Source organism: Pseudomonas uvaldensis (genome assembly GCF_021271205.1).
Lineage (GTDB): Bacteria > Pseudomonadota > Gammaproteobacteria > Pseudomonadales > Pseudomonadaceae > Aquipseudomonas > Aquipseudomonas uvaldensis.
The window spans coordinates 151,444-172,301 of sequence record NZ_JAIWKS010000006.1; the positions used below are offsets into that span (position 1 = coordinate 151,444).

Here is a 20,858-nt window from a genome sequence, read left to right on the forward strand (position 1 = left end):
GCATCAAAGCTTACAGGGGTTTTTAAAGTTAGCGGTCATCAGGCGTCGACTTTCGCCTTTCGTTGTCGTGCCGCTCCCCAAGCCGCGCCCGCTCGCGATCCAGCTCAATGCGCAACTCTTCTTCCGTGGGTAGGACCAGTTTGTATTGGCTGGCGAATAATTGTTCATTGCCTCGCAAGACGGAATAACGCACCACTGACTCATCCTTCTGGGCACAGAGGATGATACCGACGGTGGGTTTGTCGTCGGGGCTGCGCTTCAGGTCGTCGTAGAGGCGCACGTACATATCCATCTGCCCGATGTCCTGGTGGCTCAGTTCGCCGCGCTTGATGTCGACGATCACGAAGCATTTGAGCAGGTAGTTGTAGAAGACCAGGTCCAGGTAGAAGTCCTTGCTATCGGTGCTGATACGTTGCTGACGGGCTATGAAGGCGAAGCCCTTGCCCAGTTCAAGAAGGAAGCCCTGTAGTTGATCGATGAGGGCCTGTTCCAGATCGGTTTCCAACAGGATGCCGGCGTTGGGCAGCCCGAGAAATTCCAGGACGACCGGGTCCCTGACGATATTCCTGGGGCCAAGGTCGAGGGATTTGAGATGGGTGTCGGCCTCCTGCTGCACTGCCGGACGATCGCGGCTCGCCAGCAGGCGTTCGTAGTAAAAGGTGCCAATCTGGCGTTCGAGGGCGCGAGTGGACCAGTTCTGCATGGCCACTTCGTTCATGTACCAATGACGGGCATTGCCATCTTCTATGCGTAAAAGCGTACGGTAATGGGTCCAACTCAATTCGGTACGCACTGCGTTCCAAATCGGAAACTTTTGATAGAAGTCTCTCATGTGGCGCAAGTTGCGCTCATCGAACCCTTTCCCGAACCTCCCCGTTAGCACCTTCGCCAGCGTCGCCAGCAGTCGGGTCCCATAAGCCGCCCGCTCCGCGCCTCCCTGTTCGAATTCAATGATGTGCCGGCCGATCTGCCAGCACGTTTGCACCTGGAGGGTGTCGACGGCGCGCAGGACCTTCTGGCGAGCCTGGCGGATCAGTTCACCGAGTTCGTTGATCAGGGGAGCGAGTTCTGGGTCGTCTTGAGGCAGTAGGGGAGTTATCGAAATGGCAGCCGTAGTGTTGGGCGGCCCAAGAGAATGCTCTAACGGTCGTTTCGATGATGCAGGGCGATGCTGTTTGGCCTGGAGGAATCATTGCAAACTTATGCAGGACCGGGATGACGGGGCGGCCGGGTGGTGAAGTCTGTGTTGTAGGACATAGACCTGGAGAATGTCATCCAGGCGTTCGAGGGGCTGCTGCGCAGCCCAGCGGGGATGAACCCCCTCGCCACAGGACGATATTTGCAGTTTCAGCTGTTCGCCAAGGCTTGGGACGCGGCGACGTAATCAGCCTGGAATTGCGGGCTCTCGACCCAGTCCAGTGCCGTCTGCTCGTCGACACCCGTGGTCATGCGTCGATATTCGATCAAGGCGGTAATGATAAAGTCGGTGGCTTCCTCTTCGCCTTCCTGCTCCAGCACGAGTGCCAGCAAAGGGTGGCCCAGGAAAACTGCGCACATGGCCTGTTGGCTGACCTTTTCGGCAGCGCGCATGACTTGGAACAGCTCCGACAGGTCCACAGTCTCCAAGTCGATGCGCTCATCATTCGGGTCCAGGAAATCGTTCGGCGCAGCGGCGCGCTGGATCCGGTTCTTCTTGGCTTTCGCCTTGGCGCGCTGGTTTCGCTTCTGCTGTTTGTCTGGCGATGACATGGGTCAGATTCCTGCCATGAGAAATAAGGCCACCTATCCTACAGCTTCACGGCGAGGGCTTCGAATCTCAATCCACCACGAACAAGGTGGCCCCCACCGAAGTTGATGAACGATGAGGCTCGGCCTGGTCGGCTACCTGGTAGCTCATGCCGGGCTTGAGCACGAATTGCCGACCGTCTTCCAGCTCGGTGTTCAGCTCCCCTTTGAGGCAAAACAAGATGTGACCTTTGGTACACCAGTGGTCGGCCAGATACCCCGCTGTGTACTCCACCATTCGCACCCGGATGTTCCCGAATTGCCGGGTGCGCCAAAAAGCGCTTCCGGTGACGCCTTTGTGTTCGGTGGGTTCTAGGGTTGACCAGTCGGTGGTGCCGAAGGGGATGCCGGTGATGTCCATGTTGACTCGTCGGGTTGGGAAGGGGAGGCAGTGACGAGAAATGTAGCCGAGTCGATGGAGGGGAGGGAAGAAAACTCCGGACAATAAAAAACCCGATCAATTGCTTGATCGGGTTTTCGGTATTTGGTGCCCAGAGACGGAATCGAACCGCCGACACGGGGATTTTCAATCCCCTGCTCTACCGACTGAGCTATCTGGGCAACGGGGCGCATTAAACGGGTTTTTCGGGGGGGCGTCAAGCACGTTATCGAAAAATATTTAATTATTACCGTCGCTTACGATTCGCCCCGGCGTCGAGCAGCTTATTCGGACGGCGGCACGTAGCCTTCGGCCTTGGCGTATTCTTCGCCGGAAAAGAACTTGTCCATCTCGCCCTGGATGTATTTGCGGTCCTCGGCATTCATCATGTTCAGGCGTTTTTCGTTGATCAGCAGGGTCTGGTGTTTCTGCCAGTCCGCCCAGGCCTTGGCCGAGACATTGTCGTAGATGTCCTGGCCCTTGGCGCCAGGGAACGGAGCACGCTCCAGGGCGGGCAGTTCTTCTTTGTACTTGCGGCACATGATGGTGCGGGTCATGACGATTCTCCTGCATTCAATACGACGGCCGCGCGTTCGAGCAAGGTTTTGACCGGGGCGGCAAGGCCCAGGCGCGGCGGGGTGGCGAGGTTATACCAGAGCCAGTCGGCCTCGGCCACGTGATGGCCGGTTTCCCTGACCCGGACCAGCCAGGGTTCGATCGCCAACTGGAAATGGCTGAAGGTGTGAACCAGGCTCGGCAGTTCCTGTTGCTTGCCCAGCTCCAGCGAATGCTGCAAGGCCAAGTGCTGCAGGTCTTCAAGGTCGTCGAGTTCCGGCAGGCTCCACAAGCCACCCCACAGGCCGGTGGAGGGGCGACGGTAAAGCAGGATCGCGCCTTCACGGTTGGCCAGCATCGGCATCAAGGTACGTTTCCTGGGGACTTCCTTGCGAGGCTTGGGTATCGGGTAGCGGGTTTCCAGGCCCAACATGTGAGCTTCACAGCCGACTTTCAGTGGGCAGAGCAGGCAGCTGGGTTTGCTGCGGGTGCAGAGTGTTGCACCCAGGTCCATCATCGCCTGGGTATAGGCATTGACCCGATCCTGGGGCGTGAAGCGCTCGGCAGTGGCCCACAGTTGTTTCGCTACCTTGGGTTCGCCCGGATAGCCTTCCTGGGCGGTGAAGCGCGCCAGCACCCGTTTGACGTTGCCGTCCAGGATCGGCGCCCGCAAGCCCATACTGATGCTGGCAATGGCACCGGCGGTGGACAGGCCGATCCCCGGCAACTCAGTAAGCTTCTCCACGTCCCGGGGGAATTCGCCGCCGTACTGGTCGACGACGATCCTGGCGGTTTTCTGCAGATTGCGTGCGCGGGTGTAGTAGCCCAGCCCGGTCCACAGGTGCAGCACTTCATCCTCCGGCGCGGCGGCCAGGGCCTGTACCGTGGGCAGCGAGGCCATGAACCGGTCGAAGTAATTGAGCACGGTGCTGACCTGGGTCTGCTGCAACATGATTTCCGAAACCCACACCCGGTATGGGGTGATGTCTTGTTGCCAGGGCAAATCGTGGCGCCCGTGGCGATCGAACCAGTCCAGGACGGCGGTGGAAAACTGCTCGGCTCTCATCGCTTGAACAGTCCCTTGAGCGCATCCTTCAGCTCGGGGCTGACTTTGTCTCCCAGCTTCTCGTCGATCTTGTCGCCGAGACGGTCGCCTGCCAGTTTCGCCGCGACCTTGCCCAGGCCGTCGTTGTCCAGGCGGCAGGCCTTGGCGCCGAGCTCCAGCGGGCCGCGGCAGCGCAACGGCCATTCGACATCGACGTAGCGTTCGTTGACCTGGCAGGCCGGGTCGGGCATGTCGCTCTTGTCGCCTTCGACGATGACGCCAACCCGGTAATCCATGCCCAGCACCCGCAGGTCGATATCGCCGTTGCCGTTCACGGTCATGCCAGGGATGCGGACTTTCAGGTCCGGGTTGCTGGCAACGCCATTGTGGAACACAAGGTTACCGTTGAGCTGCTGGAACGGCGTGTCCTTGCCCCGGGGTTCGCCACTGAGGTTCTTGCGGTTCAGCAGGGCGATGCCTTTGCACAGCTGCTGTTCGAGGTTGGCATTGAGCAGCACGCCATCATTGATGACGAAACCGGCATTGCCGTTGAGGCTTTCGATCAGCGCCTTCTGGCTGTTGCCGCTGGCGGTCACTGCACTGTTGAGCGTCACCAGGCCTTTGACTGGTGGATTCTTGCCTTGGCTCTCGATGATTTTTTCGGCCGGTACCCGATTGATCCGGGTTTGCAGGTTCAATTGCGGCGTGGCCTGGCGTACGTCGAGGGTGCCTTTGGCTTCGAAGTTGCCGCTATACAGATCGCCCCGCAGGTTCTCCAGGGTCAACAGGCCACCCTGGCCGGTAGCCTTGAGGGCGGCATTCTGGATTGGCAGTTTATCCAGCGTCAGTTGGCCAAAGGTCAGGTCGGCATCGATGTCCAGTTTGCTCAAGCGCTCCACCGGAAACAGCCGGTCGTTGCTCCAGGCACCTTGGGTCGGCGAGCTTGGCAGGGGCGTGCTGCCCGCGCCCGCCATGGCACTGGCTTCGGTGTTGTTGACTTCCGCCTCGCGAGCAGCCTTGGCACTGTCGGTCTCGGCGGATTTCGGTGGCAGATAGCGGTCGACGTTGAATGTGTCGGCCTTGAGCTGCGCACGCAAGGACTGCTTGGCGAAATCCTGCACAGCGATGCGGCCGCTGAAGGTGCTGTCGTCGATCTTCAGATTGATGTCATTGAGTTCGACGCTACTGGGCGTACCGGCAATGCGGCTGGCCAGTTCCACTTTGGTCAGACTGCCCTCGGCCATGGTTGGCAGCTTTTGGCCAATGCTGTCGACAAAGTTCGCCAGGTCGAATTGGGCGATCGATACGCCGCCGTTCAGTTGCGGGGTCTTGTCGAGGTCGTTGACCTTCAGTTCGCCCAAGGCACGCAACTGGTTCAGGGACAGCTTGATGCCGGTCCATTCGGCCACGTTGGCGGCCTTGTCCAGGAATAGCTGGCCCTGGGCGTTGAAGTTCAGGGTCTTGCCCTGCAACGGATCCCCCGTGACTTCGCCGGACAATTTGAGGTCTTCGAACTTGTAGCGCTTCAAGGCACGTTCAAAGCGCAGTTCGCCGTTGACTTCGGTGCGCACGCGCACGGCAGGCTGGTTGCTGGAAAGAAAGGCAGTGAGTTTGACCGGAATATTGGTGGAGTCGTGGACCGGCCCGGTGCTCAGCTGGATGCTTTCGGCGCTGAACTGCTTGCCGGTTTGCTCGTCGGTGTATTCGACCCTGGCGTTGTTCACGGTCAGGCTGTCGATGTCCAGCCGGGTCGGCTGCGCAGGTTTTTCCGTCGGGGTGCTGGCGGGCGGGGCGGGTTGGTCGGCCGGTGCAGGAGCGCTCGCCGTCGTGGCGGCCGGTGCCGGCACTTTGCCGATGTCTTCCCAATTGCCGTGGCCACTCTTGTCGCGGTTGAGCCGCAGGTTCAGGCCTTCGACCCGGACATCGCTCATTTGCACTTCTTTGCGCAGCAGAGGAATCACGCGTACCGAAAGGCCGAGCATCTGCAGATCGGCAAAAGGCTGTGTCGGGTTGGCCAGCGTGGCGACGCTGGCGTCGTGCAATTCAAGACCCAGCCATGGAAACAGGCTCCAGCCGATATCGCCATTGAGGGTCAACTCAATGTGGGCCTTGTCGCGGGCAATCTGGCGGATCTCTTCCTTGTAGTCGTTGGGATCAAAGAGGTGGGTCAGGGCAAAGCCCAGGGCCACAATGATCAGCAACAACCCGAGAAGTACCAGACCCAGGATTTTGCCGAACGCTTTCATGGGCGAATCCTTGTAGGTTGAGTTCAAAATTTAGCCTTGGAGTATAACGCCGTGGATTTGTGTTCGGCTTTAGTCAGCACTCATCCAGCGGCAGTTTCAATTTCGCCGCCAGGGCCTGGGCTATCAGATGCCCGGCCGGGGCCCGCAGTCTTAGCTGGGCGCCGTCTTGCAGGGCCAACCTCTGCGCTTCGCTCACGAGTCGTTCAGCCACGCCACGGCGGCGAGTGATGTTTCGTATGCACATCTGAGACAAGTGCCAAGCGTCCTGGTGCCGTTGCAGGCGAGCGGCGCCGAGTAACCGGTCATTGAAGCGTGCCGCGATCAGCGAGCCCTCTTCCAGGCAGGTGTGGATCAATTGGGCGGCGTCGCTGAACGGCTCCAACAACCAGGAGGGGGCATCCTGAAAGATTTTTTGCAGGTCCTGTTGATCCTGACGTGTGGCTTCGCTCACGTGTTCGACGACGATGGGCATGGAAATTCCTGAGAAATAAAAAAGATCTGCGCCCTACAGAAAGCCGACAACGGCGCGATAAGACAGGTGGCATGAAAAAAGGTGATATCACTTTGGTTTTTCTGTCACGAGCAAATGGTAACCTTTACCCGTTCGCCCGTCCTTCTGCGACTTGATGTCGCACCAAAATGGAGCTTCACCGGAAAATACAGTCGTGCCTGCGTGCAATGAAGGCTGAGGGTGATGCGTGGCTGGCGAACCATTCTAACAACTGGGGGATACACAATGAGCACGAGCATTACGGCGGACGGCGTTGCCGACCAGCCAGCATTCCTCTCCAAGGAACGCATTATTGCCAAGCCCGGCTTCAACCGCTGGTTGGTGCCACCGGCCGCACTGGCCATTCACCTGTGCATCGGCATGGCCTATGGCTTTTCGGTGTTCTGGCTGCCACTGTCCAAGGCGCTGGGCATCACCAAGCCCGTGGCCTGCGCGCCGGATATGAGTTTCATCTCGCAAGTCTTTTCGTCCCAATGCGACTGGCCGATCTCGATGCTCGGCTGGATCTACACCTTGTTCTTCATCTTCCTGGGTTGCTCGGCAGCCATCTGGGGCGGCTGGCTGGAACACGCCGGACCGCGCAAGGCAGGTGTCGTGTCGGCCTTGTGCTGGTGCGGCGGACTGCTGATTTCCGCGCTGGGTATTTATACCCACCAGATCTGGCTGATGTGGGTCGGTTCCGGCGTGATCGGTGGTATCGGCCTGGGCCTGGGCTACATCTCGCCCGTCTCCACCCTGATCAAATGGTTCCCGGACAAGCGTGGCATGGCAACCGGCATGGCGATCATGGGTTTCGGTGGCGGCGCGATGGTTGGTGCTCCGTTGGCTGCAGCGCTGATGAACCACTTCGCTTCGCCGACTGACGTGGGCGTTTGGCAAAGCTTCCTGGTCATGGCTGCGATCTATTTCGTGTTCATGATCGGTGGTGCCTTGTCCTACCGCGTTCCGCCGACTGGCTGGAAACCTGAAGGCTGGACCCCAGCCCCGAAAAAAGCCGCCAATGCGATGATCACCCATCGCCATGTTCACGTGAACGTTGCCTGGAAAACCCCGCAGTTCCGTCTGGTATGGCTGGTGCTGTGCCTGAACGTGTCTGCCGGTATCGGTATCCTGGGCATGGCTTCGCCACTGCTGCAGGAAGTGTTTGGCGGCAAATTGCTCGGCAACGACCTGCCCTTTGGTCAACTGGACGCCGCGCAACTGGGCCAGATCGCTGCCATCGCGGCCGGCTTTACCGGTCTGTTGAGTCTGTTCAACATCGGTGGGCGCTTCTTCTGGGCATCCTTCTCGGATTACCTGGGCCGTAAAAACACCTATTTCGTGTTCTTCGCCTTGGGCGTTGCTCTGTATGCGTTGATTCCGAACCTCGGGCACCTGGGCAGCGTCGCGCTGTTCGTGGCGGCGTTCTGCATCATCCTGTCGATGTACGGCGGCGGCTTCGCCACTGTTCCGGCCTACCTGGCCGACCTGTTCGGTACGCAGATGGTGGGCGCGATCCACGGTCGTCTGCTGACCGCCTGGGCCGCGGCAGGCGTGCTGGGTCCGGTACTGGTGAACTACCTGCGTGAATATCAATTGAGCATCGGCGTTGAACGTGCCGCGGCCTACGACATCACGCTGTACATCCTCGCCGGCCTGCTGGTGCTGGGCTTCCTGTGCAACCTGATGGTTCGCCCGGTCGCCGACAAATACTTCATGACCGACGCCGAACTGGCCGCCGAACAGGCGCTGGGTCATGACAAAGGCGCCGACAGCACCACTTCGCTGGAATGGAAAGCCGCACCAGGCACCAAGCCGCTGGCGGTCGCTGCCTGGCTGGTGGTGGGCATTCCGTTGGCGTGGGGTGTGTGGGTGACCCTGCAGAAGACGGCGGTGTTGTTTCACTAACGCATAGCTGAAGCAAACGCTGCGATCCTGTGGGAGCGGGCTTGCTCGCCAAAGCGGTATGTCAGTTAACGATGATGTGGACTGATACACCGCCTTCGCGAGCAAGCCCGCTCCCACATTTGTTTCCGGGTGGTGGCAAAACTGCTTGTATGGACATGTCTATCCCCGACGACGGGGCATCCAGCCCGTCAGCGATATCACCGTTCGTGTTTCTGTTTGCCGCTCGCGCCTCTATAATGGCTGCCTTTTTCGCCCAATGATTTTGCGGAGCTGGTGATGGCCGAACGTAAGGCGTCTGTCGAGCGCGATACTCTGGAAACCCAGATCAAAGCCTCGATCAACCTGGATGGCACCGGTAAGGCCCGGTTTGATATCGGCGTGCCTTTCCTTGAGCACATGCTGGACCAGATCGCCCGTCACGGGCTGATCGACCTGGACATCGTCAGCAAGGGCGACCTGCATATCGACGACCACCACACAGTGGAAGACGTCGGCATCACGCTGGGTCAGGCCTTTACCCAGGCCATCGGCGACAAGAAGGGCATCCGTCGTTACGGTCATGCCTATGTGCCTCTCGATGAGGCGCTGTCGCGTGTGGTCATCGACTTCTCCGGCCGTCCCGGCCTGCAAATGCATGTGCCGTACACCCGTGCCACCGTTGGCGGCTTCGATGTCGACTTGTTCCAGGAGTTCTTCCAGGGCTTCGTCAACCACGCGAATGTCACCCTGCACATCGACAATCTGCGTGGGCACAACACCCACCACCAGATCGAAACCGTGTTCAAGGCGTTCGGCCGCGCACTGCGCATGGCCGTAGAGCTGGATGACCGCATGGCCGGCCAGATGCCTTCCACCAAAGGCGTCCTGTGATGCAGACCGTCGCGGTTATCGACTATGGGATGGGCAACCTGCACTCGGTGGCCAAGGCCCTCGAACACGTGGGTGCCGGCAAGGTACTGATCACCAGCGATGCCGAAGTGATCCGCGAAGCCGACCGGGTGGTCTTCCCCGGCGTCGGTGCGATTCGCGACTGCATGGCCGAGATCCGTCGCCTGGGCTTCGACTCGCTGGTACAGGAGGTCAGCCAGGACCGCCCGTTTCTCGGCATTTGTGTAGGCATGCAAGCCTTGCTGGAGCGCAGCGAAGAGAACTCCGGCGTCGATTGCATCGGCATGTTCCCCGGCCAGGTGAAATTCTTCGGCAAGAACCTGCATGAAGAGGGTGAGGACCTGAAGGTCCCGCACATGGGCTGGAACGAAGTGAAGCAGGCGGTGGACCATCCGCTGTGGCACAACATTCCGGACCTGGCCCGCTTCTACTTCGTACACAGTTACTACATCGCGGCCGGCAATGCGCGGCAGGTGGTGGGCAGCGGTCATTATGGCGTCGATTTCGCCGCCGCCCTGGCTGATGGTTCGCGTTTCGCCGTGCAATTCCATCCCGAGAAGAGCCATACCCATGGCCTGCAGCTGTTGCAGAACTTCGCGGCGTGGGACGGTCGCTGGTAATGGCACGCAAGAAGCCGTCGATCCTCACCCTCACGCCCGAGCAGGAAAGTGAGGCGAACCGCAAGATCCAGCGGTTCATGGAGGAGCGTTTCGAACTGGACCTGGGCTCGTTCGAAGCGGCGGAAATTCTTGACCTGTTTACCCGCGAAATTGCTCCGCACTACTACAACAGGGCGATTTTCGACGTGCAGACGCACCTTAAGGAAAGGTTCGAAAGCATCGAAAGCGACCTGTGGGCGCTCGAGAAAAACTGATTTCCGAGCCAAGCTGAACATTCGTATTTGAAGGTTTGCCAGATGCTGATTATTCCCGCTATCGATCTCAAGGACGGCGCTTGCGTACGTCTGCGTCAGGGCCGGATGGAAGACTCCACGGTGTTCTCCGATGACCCGGTGAGCATGGCTGCCAAGTGGGTGGAGGGCGGTTGCCGTCGTCTGCATCTGGTGGACTTGAACGGCGCTTTCGAAGGGCAACCGGTCAACGGCGAAGTGGTCACGGCCATTGCCAAGCGCTATCCGAACCTGCCTATCCAGATCGGTGGCGGTATTCGCTCGCTGGAAACCATCGAGCACTACGTCAAGGCCGGCGTGAGCTACGTGATTATCGGCACCAAGGCCGTGAAGGAGCCTGAGTTCGTCGCCGAAGCCTGTCGCGCTTTCCCGGGCAAGGTCATCGTTGGCCTGGACGCCAAGGACGGTTTCGTCGCCACCGACGGCTGGGCCGAAGTCAGCAGCGTGCAGGTAATCGACCTGGCCAAGCGTTTCGAGGCCGACGGCGTGTCCGCCATCGTTTACACCGATATCGCCAAAGACGGCATGATGCAGGGCTGCAACGTCCCGTTCACCGCCGCCCTGGCTGCCGCCACGAAGATCCCGGTCATAGCATCCGGCGGCATCCACAACCTGGGCGACATTAAGGCCCTGCTCGACGCCAAGGCGCCTGGCATCATCGGGGCGATCACCGGTCGTGCGATCTACGAAGGCACCCTGGACGTCGCCGAGGCCCAGGCCTTCTGCGATTCCTATAAAGGCTGAGGACTGACCATGGCGCTGGCCAAACGCATCATCCCTTGCCTGGACGTGGACAACGGCCGGGTGGTCAAGGGTGTCAAGTTCGAGAACATCCGTGACGCCGGCGATCCGGTGGAAATTGCCCGTCGCTACGACGAGCAGGGTGCGGACGAGATTACCTTCCTGGACATCACGGCCAGCGTAGACGGCCGCGACACCACGCTGCACACCGTCGAACGCATGGCCAGCCAGGTGTTCATTCCCCTGACCGTGGGCGGTGGCGTGCGCACCGTGCAGGACATCCGCAACCTGCTCAACGCCGGCGCGGACAAGGTGTCGATCAACACCGCCGCGGTGTTCAACCCAGAGTTCGTCGGCGAAGCGGCCCAGCGTTTCGGTTCGCAATGCATCGTCGTGGCCATCGACGCGAAGAAGGTGTCCGGCCCGGGCGAAACCCCGCGCTGGGAGATCTTCACCCACGGTGGCCGCAAGCCCACCGGGCTCGACGCCGTTGAATGGGCGAAGAAGATGGAGGGGCTGGGCGCCGGTGAGATCCTGCTGACCAGCATGGACCAGGACGGTATGAAGAATGGCTTCGACCTGGGCGTCACCCGCGCCATCAGCGATGCCCTGGGTATCCCGGTCATTGCGTCCGGCGGTGTCGGCAACCTGCAGCATTTGGCCGACGGGATCATCGAGGGCCATGCCAGCGCAGTATTGGCGGCGAGCATTTTCCACTTCGGCGAATACACCGTGCCCGAGGCCAAGGCCTATATGGCGCAGCGCGGTATCGTCATTCGTTAGTGCAATCGAACCCGGTTTCCTGCGTCAATGGGCAGCCGGGATCGCATCGCGGGGGGCGCTCGCAGAGCTCAGGATATCGACCCTCGGTTCGGATGGCTGCCCCGAACGGTCATAAGCGATAGTGCAGAATTTCAGCGGCAGTTCTTCATCTATAAACCAGAAGTCCAGGTATGTATGGGTGGCGTACTGGTCTTTTTCTGCGCAATCAGTCTCGTCCACCGAGCCAAACTTGACGGCATAGGTTCGATATTCTTCATTGCGCGCCAGTTCTACTCCAACGCCGGTGCTGATGGCTAATTCAGGCCGCGCCACGGGAAGATCTTCCAGCACTTCGACAGGAAGGGAAAGGGCGTTCTTGATGAGCCCGAATTCAGCTTCCTGGGCGGCGGAATCCACCCCCACGATACACAGGAAGTAAAAGCCGGGCCGGGTGCCAATCGAGGAATCGATAAATGCGTTGCTGGAACTGATTGCATCACTGTAATGATGACCATTTTCGCAGTCCTTCGCGGTGCGAACGGTTTTGTGACGGTAAAAGGCAGTGCTGATGGAAAATCGGTAATCCCATGTCGGGGACTCAATTGTCCCGTCATCCCTTGTTTTAACTCGCTTGTATCTTTCCAGCCCCTTCGAGTCTGCAGTCACGGTAAATGCTGGATAGAGGGGGCAAGAGGCTATCGCGTCACTGGTTATACGGCCCCGTATGAAACAACTATTTAGAAACGCTATCGGGTTGCCATATACATTGTTTGGAATGGCTTTGTAGGCCTCTCCAACCCGCATACAAGGCGCATGCTCCTGGCAGGGTGCGAATCCGCTGGCCAGGTTTCCGGTGTTCACGACGCCAATGATTTCGTTGGAGTGGCGTCCAAGAATCGGTGCTCCCGAACTCCCTCCCGCTATGTCCTGGCAGCGAGTCATCACGTTGTTTCGCCATACCCATGGCCCTTCGACAATTTCTTCGGCCGACTGCAGCGTGCAGGCCGCCATGCGCAATGTGGCGTTTTCGAAACCCAGCGGGGCACTCACAATCAGGACGTCAGTTCCGTTGTCGGGTTTTTGCCGGGCCAATTCCAATGGTTGTATGCCTGCCTTGAGCAGTATCTGCAGGCTGACATCCAATTCAATGATCGCCAGGTCCACGCCTTGCATGCTTCGCCACGCCACTTCCTTCAACGCATAGGTTTTATAAAGGGGCGTGTCGGCGAAGTAGTCGAACTGCATGACTCCACTGAGCCGTTTATGAGTAACGATGTTTCCGTTGCCTTTCTCGATACAGTGCCCTGAAGTGAGTACATAAGCGGGCGTTGGTTCGACTACAGAGGCATCCCTGGTATCCAGAAGCGTTGCGGTGCAGGCGCCGTTGATATAAAGGCGTCCGATACCTCGCCAATGGTTATGGGTTTCACCGGCATTCTCAAGGACCTTGGAAGCCGTGAAGTTTTGCAGCTCTTCACCATAGTCTTTGCTGTAGGCATTGTCTGGCTCGACCAGCGAGCAGAGCGCGGCGATAAGCAGTGAGAGGATCGATTTCATCGAGTGGTTCCTGTAATCAATTAGATAAAAGAGCGTTGTGGCCGACGTCTTTAATTAATCAGGCAGGGACCGAGAGTAGGTGGTAGATAAATACCTCAACTGTGAGGAAGGTGATTCGTATCCTGGACGGTTCAGTGAGAATTCAAAGTGCGGTGGACACGATGGCGTGCTCAAGGCACTCTTGGGTTCACCATGGATTGCGGTAGTCCGACATGTTCAAACGCTTCGTTCTAGCCTTTGCAGGCGCCACGTTGCTGCTCGCAGGTAGTGCCCGCGCCGCCGATACATCATTGGTGCTGCTGACCGAGAACTTCCCGCCGTACAACATGGCGAAGAATGGCAAGAACTTCGCGCAGGACGAAAATATCCACGGTATCGCCGTGGACATCGTCCGCGAGATCTTCAAACGCGCCGATATCAGCTACACCCTGACGCTGCGTTTTCCCTGGGAGCGAATCTACAAGCTCGCCCTGGAAAAACCCGGTTATGGTGTGTTTGTCATGGCGCGATTGCCGGAGCGCGAGAGGCTGTTCAAATGGGTTGGCCCTATTGGCCCGGACGACTGGATCATGCTCGCCAAGGCGGACAGCAAAATTGCCCTGGACTCACTGGAGCAGGCGCGACGCTACAGGATCGGTGCCTACAAGGGCGATGCGATTGCCGAGACGTTGGCCAAGCAAGGGCTGAATCCGATTGTGGTCCTGCGCGACCAGGACAACGCCAGGAAACTGCTCAACGGGCAGATCGACCTGTGGGCCACTGGGGACCCGGCCGGGCGATATCTGGCGCGTCAGGAAGGGGTGAGTGATCTCAAGACCGTATTGCGATTCAACAGCGCGGAGCTGTACCTGGCCTTGAACAAGGATGTATCCGACGAGATCGTTGCCCGCCTCCAGGCGGCCCTGGATGAGCTGCGCAAGGAAGGTAAAGTGGATGCGATCATGGCGCGGTATCTATAAGACCAAGCGCTACCGATAAACCCCATCTTTCCCATGTCCGATCATGGCCCGGTTGCTGCGCAGGCTGATCATCGACTTGATATCGATCCATTCCACCCCCTGAGCCTGGAGTTTGGGTAGCTCGCGTTCGAGCACCGCCAGGGTCTGCGGGTAGGGATGACCGATCATGACGGCCGAGCCCTGTCGCCGGGCCAGATCAATCGCGATTTGTAATTGATGGGCGATGGCGGCTTCGGTGCGTTCATCATCGAGGAACACATCCCGAGACACACTGGCCAGGCCGATTTTCTGCGCTTGGGCGGCTGCAACGGTCTGGGCGCTGGTGCGGCTGTCGACGAAAAACTTGTGGCGCTTTTGCAAGTCGGCCATCAACCACGCCATGGCCTGGGGCTGGGCGGTCATGCGGCTGCCCATGTGGTTGTTGATCCCGCTGGTGTAGGGCACCGCAGCAAACGCAGCGTCGAGACGCTTGCCCAGTTCCTCGATGGATAGCTCCGGATGCCAGGCGAACGGCCCCGTGGCCGGGTCCATCGGCATGTGCAGCATGACGATTTTGCCGGCGCGATGGGCTTCGCGAGCGAACTCGGCCGCGTGGGGCGTATCGGGCATGATCGCCGCGGTCACCGGGCCGGGCAGGGCCAGGACCCGGCGGTCCCGAGGCAGGTTCTGCCCCAGGTCGTCGATGATCAGACTCAGGTAAGCCTTGTGCGGGGAAGTGGGTGGCGTGTCGGGCGCCGCAAGAGCGGCGCCGGCCACACAGCACAACAGGCCAAGGAGGAACCGCAGGCGCATCTCAGCGGCCGGAAGTGATATTCAGTCCCTTGAGCAGGCTCAGGGCCTGGGCCAGCTGATAATCGTCGTCCTGTGGCATCGGCTTCGCCTTGGCGCCGGAGCCGGTCGGTTTATCGGCACCGCCGTTGCCATTGCCCAGGTGACCTTGCAGGTCGGCTTCCTTGAAGTACTCGCTGTCCTGCTCGCTGGTAATCTTGGCCTTGCGCACTTCGATGTCCGGGACAATTCCCTGGGCCTGGATAGAGCGGCCATTGGGCGTGAAGTACAGCGCGGTGGTGATCTTCAGGGCGCGATCGTTATTGAGTGGCAATACGGTCTGCACCGAGCCCTTGCCGAAGCTGGTAGTGCCCATGACAACACCGCGCTTCTGATCCTGCAGGGCACCGGCGACGATTTCCGAGGCCGAAGCGCTGCCGCCGTTGATAAGCACCACCAGCGGCACGGCTTCGCTCAGGTCGTTGCCAGTGGCCGAGAAGCGCAATTCGGAGTTGGCGATACGGCCTTTGGTATAGACGATCAGGCCCTTGGTGATGAAGTGGTCCACCACTTCCACCGCCGCTTGCAGCACGCCGCCGGGGTTGTTGCGCAGGTCCAGGACCAGGCCGTTGAGTTTCTTGCCGTTGTCCTTGCGCAGCTTGGCCAGGGCCTTGGCGACTTCTTCACCGGTCTTGACCTGGAACTGGGTGATGCGGATGTAGCCATAACCCGATTCCAGCAACTGGCTCTTCACGCTTTTGACCTGGATGACCGCTCGCGTCAGGGTGACATCGAACGGCGTGCCGCCGTCGCGAACCAGGGTCAGGGTGATCTTCTGGCCGATCTTGCCGCGCATCTTGTCCACGGCTTCGGTCATGCTCTGGCCGCGGGTGGGTTGGCCGTTGATCTTGACGATGAAGTCGCCGGCCTGGATGCCTGCCTTGGAGGCAGGCGTGTCGTCGATGGGCGAGACCACTTTGACGAAGCCGTCTTCGCTGCCAACTTCGATGCCCAGGCCGCCAAACTCGCCGCTGGTGCTTTCCTGCAACTCGGCAAAGTCCTCCGGCCCGAGGTAGGCCGAGTGCGGATCGAGGTTGCTGAGCATGCCCTTGATGGCGTTTTCCAGCAGCATCTTGTCATCCACCGGCTCGACGTAGGCAGCCTTGATCCGGTCCATGACTTCAGCAAAGGTACGCAATTCGTCCAGCGGCAGCGGGGCCTTGGTGGTGGCAGCCGTAGCTGCGGTGGACGATGGGGCCGGTTCGGCGGCGAACGCCAGGGGCGCGCCGATCACAAGGGCGATCGTCAGGGCCAGCGAGGTGAGGCGGGACAAGTGCAGCATGTCGAACGAACTCCTTAATTGGATGGGCACGCTTATCCTTGCGCACGACACCATTGGGCCGGATCGCTGGGGCGACCCTGCTGACGAATAGCAAAATACAGTGCTGGCGTATCCTGCCCGCCACTGTTGCCGACCGTGGAAATGGACTCGCCGGCTTTTACCACATCGCCGGCGCTCTTGAGCAGCGTCTGATTGTGGCCGTACAGGCTAAGGTAACCGTTGCCGTGATCCAGGATTACCAGCAGGCCTGCGCCGCGCAGCCAGTCGGCGAAGACCACGCGCCCGCCGTGAACGGCATGGACCTGGCTGCCGGCGGAGGCACTGATCATCACGCCGTCCCACTTTGTACGGGTATCGTCGCCGCGGGTTTCACCAAAGCGTGCAAGTAATCGACCATTGACCGGCCATGGAAGTTTGCCTCGGGCGGAAGCGAAAGCGCCGCCGAAGGTTTCTCCTTCACTGGAAACCAATGCGCCAGGGCTTGACCTGGATGGCTTGCGGGGCTCATCGCTGGTGTCGGCCTGTGCCTCACGTAAACGCTTTTTTTCGGCTTCCTGCTGGGCGATCAGCGCTTTCTGACGCGCTTCTTCCGCCTCCCGAGCCTGGCGGGCCAGGGTTTCCTCGATGGTCTTCAATACCTTGGCCAGCTCGGCCTGATCCTGCTCACGGGCCTTGAGCTTGCTATCGCGGGCCTTTACGTCATCGTTGAGCCTGGCCAGGACCACCTGGCGCTCCTTGCGAACCTTGTCGAGTTCCTCGCGCTGGGTGTCGAGGCTGCTTTTCTGCACCAGCAACTGGGCCTGTTGCAGCTCGATCTCCTTTTCGACATTGGCCAGTTGGCGCAGGGTCTCGTTGAAGGTCTTGAGTTGCTCCAGGCGCGCCTGGCTCAGGTAGTCGTAATAGGTGAGGGTACGGGCGAATTTCTCGGGATTCTGCTGGTTGAGCAGCAGCTTGAGGTACTCCTGACGGCCGTTCTGATAAGCCGCCCGGGCCTGGATGGCGATCAGCTTCTGCTGTTCAGTGCGCGCGCTCTGGAGTTTTTTTTTCTCTCCATCGAGTCGCTGCAGCTCGGATTCGCTTTTCTTCAGCTCTTTCTGCAGGGCCTCGACCTGCTTCTCCAGCTTGCCCATTTCCGTTTCAGTGCCGCGCAGGTCTTTCTGCACGCCGGCTTTTTCTTCCTGCAACTTGCCCAGCAGTTTTTTCAGCTCGGCAATGTCCTGGCGCGTTGCCTCCAACTGTTGTTGGGTTTGCGTGCGTTCGTCGGCGAAGGCCGGTTGGAGCAGGCAGGTCAGAACGAGGGCTATCAGGACGCGGAGCATAGGGGCGGGCGGCACCAGGGTAAGGGACGGCTTAGTATGCCCGCCCCACGCTGCAAAAAAAACGCCCATTTGGGGCTGTGTGATAACTGGCCGGAAAAACACTACAAACCCCCTGTGGAAGCGGGCTTGCTCGCGAATGGGGCTGCCAGTCCTATCTGGCCTAGCGCATTCGCGAGCAAGCCCGCTCCCACAGGGGATGTGTTTACTCAAACCAGAATCGAAGTCCCGGTCATTTCCGCCGGTTTTTCCATGCCCAACAGCATCAGCATGGTCGGTGCCACGTCGGCCAGTACACCGCCCTCGCGGACCTTGAAGTCGCGCTTGCCGACATAAATGAACGGGACCGGCTCGGTGGTGTGGGCGGTATGGGCCTGGCCGGTGGATTCGTCGGACATCTGCTCGACGTTACCGTGGTCGGCCGTGATCAGCGCTTCGCCGCCGACCTTTTCCAGAGCATCTACGATGCGACCGACACAGGTGTCCAGGCATTCCACGGCCTTGACCGCCGCCTCGAAGACGCCGCTGTGGCCGACCATGTCGCCGTTGGCGTAGTTGACCACGATCACGTCGTAGCGCTGGTTTTCAATGGCGTCGACGATGCGGTCGGTCACCTCCGGAGCGCTCATCTCCGGTTGCAGGTCGTAGGTGGCGACTTTCGGCGACGGGATCAGGATGCGCTCTTCGCCCGGGAACGGTTCTTCACGGCCGCCGGAGAAGAAGAACGTCACGTGGGCGTATTTCTCGGTTTCGGCGATGCGCAGCTGGGTCTTGCCGTTTTTCGCCAGGTAGTCCCCCAGCACGTTCTCCAGGCTGCCGGCGGCGAAGGCCGACGGGGCCGGGATGCTGGCGGCGTATTGGGTCAGCATCACGAAACCGGCCAGTTTCGGCTGGCGGGCGCGTTCGAACTCCTTGAAATCGTCTTCGACGAAAACACGGGTCAGCTCGCGGGCACGGTCGGCGCGGAAGTTCATGAACACCACCGCGTCGCCGTCCTCGACCTTGACCGGCGCGCCAATGGTGGTGGCCTTGACGAACTCATCGCTTTCGCCGCGCTCGTAGGCGGCCTCCAGGCCTTCCTGGGCGGTGGCGGCGCTGAATTCGGCGTTGCCATCGACGATCAGGTTATAAGCCTGGGCGACGCGATCCCAACGGTTATCGCGGTCCATGGCGTAGTAACGACCGACGATACTGGCGATACGGCCCTTGCCGAGGGATTGGAAGGTGTTGTCCAGCAGCTCGATCGACGAGGCGGCGCTTTTCGGTGGGGTGTCGCGGCCGTCGAGGAAAGCGTGCAGGTAAATGTTCGTGGCGCCACGCTTGGCGGCCAGTTCGGCCATGGCAACCAAGTGATCCTGATGGCTGTGCACGCCGCCATCGGACAGCAGGCCCATGAAATGCACAGCCTTGCCGGCGGCCACGGCTTTATCCACAGCGGCGCATATGGTCGGGTTCTCGAAGAACTCGCCGTCGCGGATCGCTTTGGTCACCCGGGTGAAGTCCTGGTAAACCACGCGACCGGCGCCGAGGTTCATGTGGCCGACTTCAGAGTTGCCCATCTGTCCGTCCGGCAGGCCGACATCCATGCCGCTTCCGGAGATCAGGCCGTTCGGCACGCTGGCCCAGAGGCGGTCCAGCACAGGCTTTCTGGCGGCGTACACGGCGTTGGATTCGTGGCTGTCACTGTGACCGAAGCCGTCGAGAATCATCAGGACCAAAGGTTTAGGCGTGGTAGTCATGGAATCCACTCGTGGCGGGTTGAAAGAAGACGATGCAAAAGGGACGGGCAGTTTAAAGGTAAGTTCCGATGCCGTCACCGCCGGGCGGGGTTTGGCCGGCCTTGCGTGCTGTGTATACTGGCCGACATTTTAACGCCCTGGAACCTCCTTCGATGGTTGCTCACCTGATTCAATTTGCCACTAACCACTATATTCTTGTCGGCATCTTCGTCGTTCTGCTGGCATTGCTGATTGCCCATACAATGCAGGGCGGCGGCCGTAGCCTGAGCACAGGCGAACTGACCGCGCTGGTCAACAAGGATGCGGGCGTGGTGGTGGATATCCGTCCGGGCAAGGATTTTGCCGCTGGCCACATCGTCGGCGCGGTGAATATCCCTCAGGACAAGCTGGCCGCGCGTATCGGCGAGCTGGAAAAACACAAGGCCAAGACCATTATCCTGGTCGATGCCATGGGCCAGACCGCCGGTACCCATGCCCGCGAACTGATGAAGTCCGGCTTCACCGCCGCCAAGCTGTCCGGTGGCGTGGCAAGCTGGAAAGCCGACAACCTGCCCCTGGTGAAGTGAGATGACCCACGTCGTTGTCTATTCCAGCGATTACTGCCCCTATTGTTCCAGGGCCAAGTTCCTGCTTCAGAACAAAGGCGTGGCCTTCGAAGAGATCAAGGTCGACGGCAAGCCGCAACTGCGCGCCGAAATGACCCGCAAGGCCGGACGCACGTCCGTGCCGCAGATCTGGATCGGCAACACCCACGTGGGCGGTTGCGACGATCTGTATGCCCTGGAGCGCGCCGGCAAGCTCGACGCGATGCTCCAGGCTTGAACCCCTACCAAGAACCTGAATGTAAGAAGGATCTGCGATGACTGACCAACAGAACACAGCTGCCAGCGAAGAAGAAGCCGCACCGCAATTCTCCTTGCAGCGCATCTATGTACGCGACCTGTCCTTCGAAGCCCCGAAAAGCCCGGCGATCTTTCGCCAGCAGTGGGAGCCGAGTGTAGGCCTGGACCTGAACACCCGTCAGAAAGCCCTGGAAGAAGACTTCCATGAGGTGGTGCTGACGTTGTCCGTCACGGTCAAGAACGGTGAGGAAGTGGCGTTCATCGCCGAAGTGCAGCAGGCCGGGATCTTCCTGATCAAGAACCTGGACGCAGCTTCGATGAGCCACACTCTGGGCGCGTTCTGCCCGAACATCCTGTTCCCGTACGCTCGCGAAGCCCTGGACAGCCTGGTGACCCGCGGTTCGTTCCCGGCCCTGATGCTGGCGCCGGTGAACTTCGATGCCCTGTACGCGCAAGAATTGCAGCGCATGCAGCAGGAAGGCGGCGCGACCGTTCAGTAATTCCACCCTGAGCGTTTACGCAAGTCCATTGTGGGAGCGGGCTTGCTCGCGAACGCGGAGTGTCAGGCGACATTAATGCCTACTGACACTCCCTATTCGCGAGCAAGCCCGCTCCCACATTAGTTA

The 20,858-nt window shown here is 59.9% G+C and carries 22 protein-coding genes and 1 tRNA gene; 10 read left to right on the plus strand and 13 right to left on the minus strand.

Annotated elements, in window-relative coordinates:
• Positions 1–28 precede the first annotated feature (28 nt).
• The 8 genes from LCU97_RS15555 to panM form a co-directional block, all read right to left on the minus strand.
• Complete coding sequence (locus tag LCU97_RS15555) at positions 29–1,099, minus strand: PDDEXK nuclease domain-containing protein (protein WP_232777279.1); 1,071 nt, start codon at positions 1,097–1,099, stop codon at positions 29–31.
• A gap of 248 nt (positions 1,100–1,347) precedes the next feature.
• Positions 1,348–1,749 (minus strand): hypothetical protein, encoded by a 402-nt coding sequence (locus LCU97_RS15560; RefSeq protein WP_053147895.1) that lies wholly within the window; start codon positions 1,747–1,749, stop codon positions 1,348–1,350.
• 67 nt (positions 1,750–1,816) lie between these two features.
• A complete protein-coding gene (locus LCU97_RS15565) occupies positions 1,817–2,146 on the minus strand; it encodes a DHCW motif cupin fold protein (protein WP_232777098.1) in 330 nt (109 codons plus the stop codon).
• A gap of 124 nt (positions 2,147–2,270) precedes the next feature.
• Positions 2,271–2,346, minus strand: a tRNA-Phe gene (locus LCU97_RS15570).
• A 102-nt stretch (positions 2,347–2,448) separates the two neighbouring features.
• Positions 2,449–2,721, minus strand: a complete 273-nt coding sequence (locus tag LCU97_RS15575) for an oxidative damage protection protein (RefSeq protein WP_053147893.1) — start codon at positions 2,719–2,721, stop codon at positions 2,449–2,451.
• Positions 2,718–3,785 (minus strand): A/G-specific adenine glycosylase, encoded by a 1,068-nt coding sequence (gene mutY / locus LCU97_RS15580; protein ID WP_053147891.1) that lies wholly within the window; start codon positions 3,783–3,785, stop codon positions 2,718–2,720. Before mutY ends, LCU97_RS15575 begins: the two co-directional genes overlap by 4 nt.
• Complete coding sequence (locus LCU97_RS15585) at positions 3,782–6,010, minus strand: AsmA family protein (protein WP_232777099.1); 2,229 nt, start codon at positions 6,008–6,010, stop codon at positions 3,782–3,784. The genes mutY and LCU97_RS15585 overlap by 4 nt, the downstream gene beginning before the upstream one ends.
• Positions 6,011–6,083: 73 nt before the next feature.
• Positions 6,084–6,482, minus strand: a complete 399-nt coding sequence (panM, locus tag LCU97_RS15590) for an aspartate 1-decarboxylase autocleavage activator PanM (RefSeq protein ID WP_232777101.1) — start codon at positions 6,480–6,482, stop codon at positions 6,084–6,086.
• Positions 6,483–6,746: 264 nt separating this feature from the next.
• On the opposite strand from panM, the gene LCU97_RS15595 reads away from it, so the two are divergent.
• The 6 genes from LCU97_RS15595 (at position 6,747) to hisF (ending at position 11,730) form a co-directional block, all read left to right on the plus strand.
• Complete coding sequence (locus LCU97_RS15595; protein WP_053147884.1) at positions 6,747–8,408, plus strand: OFA family MFS transporter; 1,662 nt, start codon at positions 6,747–6,749, stop codon at positions 8,406–8,408.
• 276 nt (positions 8,409–8,684) lie between these two features.
• Positions 8,685–9,278, plus strand: a complete 594-nt coding sequence (gene hisB, locus LCU97_RS15600) for an imidazoleglycerol-phosphate dehydratase HisB (RefSeq protein WP_024778052.1) — start codon at positions 8,685–8,687, stop codon at positions 9,276–9,278.
• Entirely contained in the window at positions 9,278–9,916 is a 639-nt protein-coding gene (gene hisH / locus LCU97_RS15605; protein ID WP_053147882.1) for an imidazole glycerol phosphate synthase subunit HisH, read from the plus strand. The genes hisB and hisH overlap by 1 nt, the downstream gene beginning before the upstream one ends.
• Complete coding sequence (locus LCU97_RS15610; protein ID WP_232777103.1) at positions 9,916–10,170, plus strand: DUF2164 domain-containing protein; 255 nt, start codon at positions 9,916–9,918, stop codon at positions 10,168–10,170. Before hisH ends, LCU97_RS15610 begins: the two co-directional genes overlap by 1 nt.
• A gap of 42 nt (positions 10,171–10,212) precedes the next feature.
• A complete protein-coding gene (gene hisA, locus LCU97_RS15615; RefSeq protein ID WP_038605771.1) occupies positions 10,213–10,950 on the plus strand; it encodes a 1-(5-phosphoribosyl)-5-[(5-phosphoribosylamino)methylideneamino]imidazole-4-carboxamide isomerase in 738 nt (245 codons plus the stop codon).
• Positions 10,951–10,959: 9 nt separating this feature from the next.
• A complete protein-coding gene (hisF, locus tag LCU97_RS15620; RefSeq protein ID WP_053147878.1) occupies positions 10,960–11,730 on the plus strand; it encodes an imidazole glycerol phosphate synthase subunit HisF in 771 nt (256 codons plus the stop codon).
• 24 nt (positions 11,731–11,754) lie between these two features.
• On the opposite strand, the gene LCU97_RS15625 is transcribed toward hisF, so the two are convergent.
• Positions 11,755–13,266 (minus strand): trypsin-like serine peptidase, encoded by a 1,512-nt coding sequence (locus LCU97_RS15625; protein ID WP_232777104.1) that lies wholly within the window; start codon positions 13,264–13,266, stop codon positions 11,755–11,757.
• Positions 13,267–13,478: 212 nt separating this feature from the next.
• Here LCU97_RS15625 and LCU97_RS15630 point away from each other — a divergent pair, with 212 nt between their 5' ends.
• On the plus strand, positions 13,479–14,225 hold the full coding sequence (locus tag LCU97_RS15630) for a substrate-binding periplasmic protein (protein WP_053147874.1): 747 nt from the start codon (positions 13,479–13,481) through the stop codon (positions 14,223–14,225).
• Between the two features lie 9 nt (positions 14,226–14,234).
• On the opposite strand, the gene LCU97_RS15635 is transcribed toward LCU97_RS15630, so the two are convergent.
• The 4 genes from LCU97_RS15635 to gpmI all read right to left on the minus strand — a co-directional run bounded on the left by LCU97_RS15635 (position 14,235) and on the right by gpmI (position 19,390).
• On the minus strand, positions 14,235–15,017 hold the full coding sequence (locus LCU97_RS15635; RefSeq protein ID WP_053147872.1) for a divergent polysaccharide deacetylase family protein: 783 nt from the start codon (positions 15,015–15,017) through the stop codon (positions 14,235–14,237).
• 1 nt (position 15,018) lies between these two features.
• Complete coding sequence (locus LCU97_RS15640) at positions 15,019–16,335, minus strand: S41 family peptidase (RefSeq protein WP_053147870.1); 1,317 nt, start codon at positions 16,333–16,335, stop codon at positions 15,019–15,021.
• A 32-nt stretch (positions 16,336–16,367) separates the two neighbouring features.
• On the minus strand, positions 16,368–17,654 hold the full coding sequence (locus LCU97_RS15645; protein WP_232777105.1) for a murein hydrolase activator EnvC family protein: 1,287 nt from the start codon (positions 17,652–17,654) through the stop codon (positions 16,368–16,370).
• Positions 17,655–17,860: 206 nt separating this feature from the next.
• Positions 17,861–19,390, minus strand: coding sequence for a 2,3-bisphosphoglycerate-independent phosphoglycerate mutase (gene gpmI / locus LCU97_RS15650; protein WP_053147867.1), 1,530 nt, complete (start codon positions 19,388–19,390; stop codon positions 17,861–17,863).
• Between the two features lie 152 nt (positions 19,391–19,542).
• Between gpmI and LCU97_RS15655 the strand changes: the two genes are divergently transcribed.
• Genes LCU97_RS15655 through secB form a run of 3 tightly spaced genes read left to right on the plus strand, consistent with a single transcriptional unit; the run spans position 19,543 to position 20,732 of the window.
• Positions 19,543–19,956, plus strand: a complete 414-nt coding sequence (locus LCU97_RS15655; protein WP_053147865.1) for a rhodanese-like domain-containing protein — start codon at positions 19,543–19,545, stop codon at positions 19,954–19,956.
• Between the two features lies 1 nt (position 19,957).
• Positions 19,958–20,212 carry a glutaredoxin 3 gene (gene grxC / locus LCU97_RS15660; RefSeq protein WP_053147863.1) on the plus strand — a complete coding sequence of 85 codons (255 nt, stop codon included), beginning with the start codon at positions 19,958–19,960 and terminating at the stop codon, positions 20,210–20,212.
• 37 nt (positions 20,213–20,249) lie between these two features.
• On the plus strand, positions 20,250–20,732 hold the full coding sequence (secB, locus tag LCU97_RS15665; RefSeq protein WP_053147861.1) for a protein-export chaperone SecB: 483 nt from the start codon (positions 20,250–20,252) through the stop codon (positions 20,730–20,732).
• Positions 20,733–20,858: the final 126 nt, after the last annotated feature.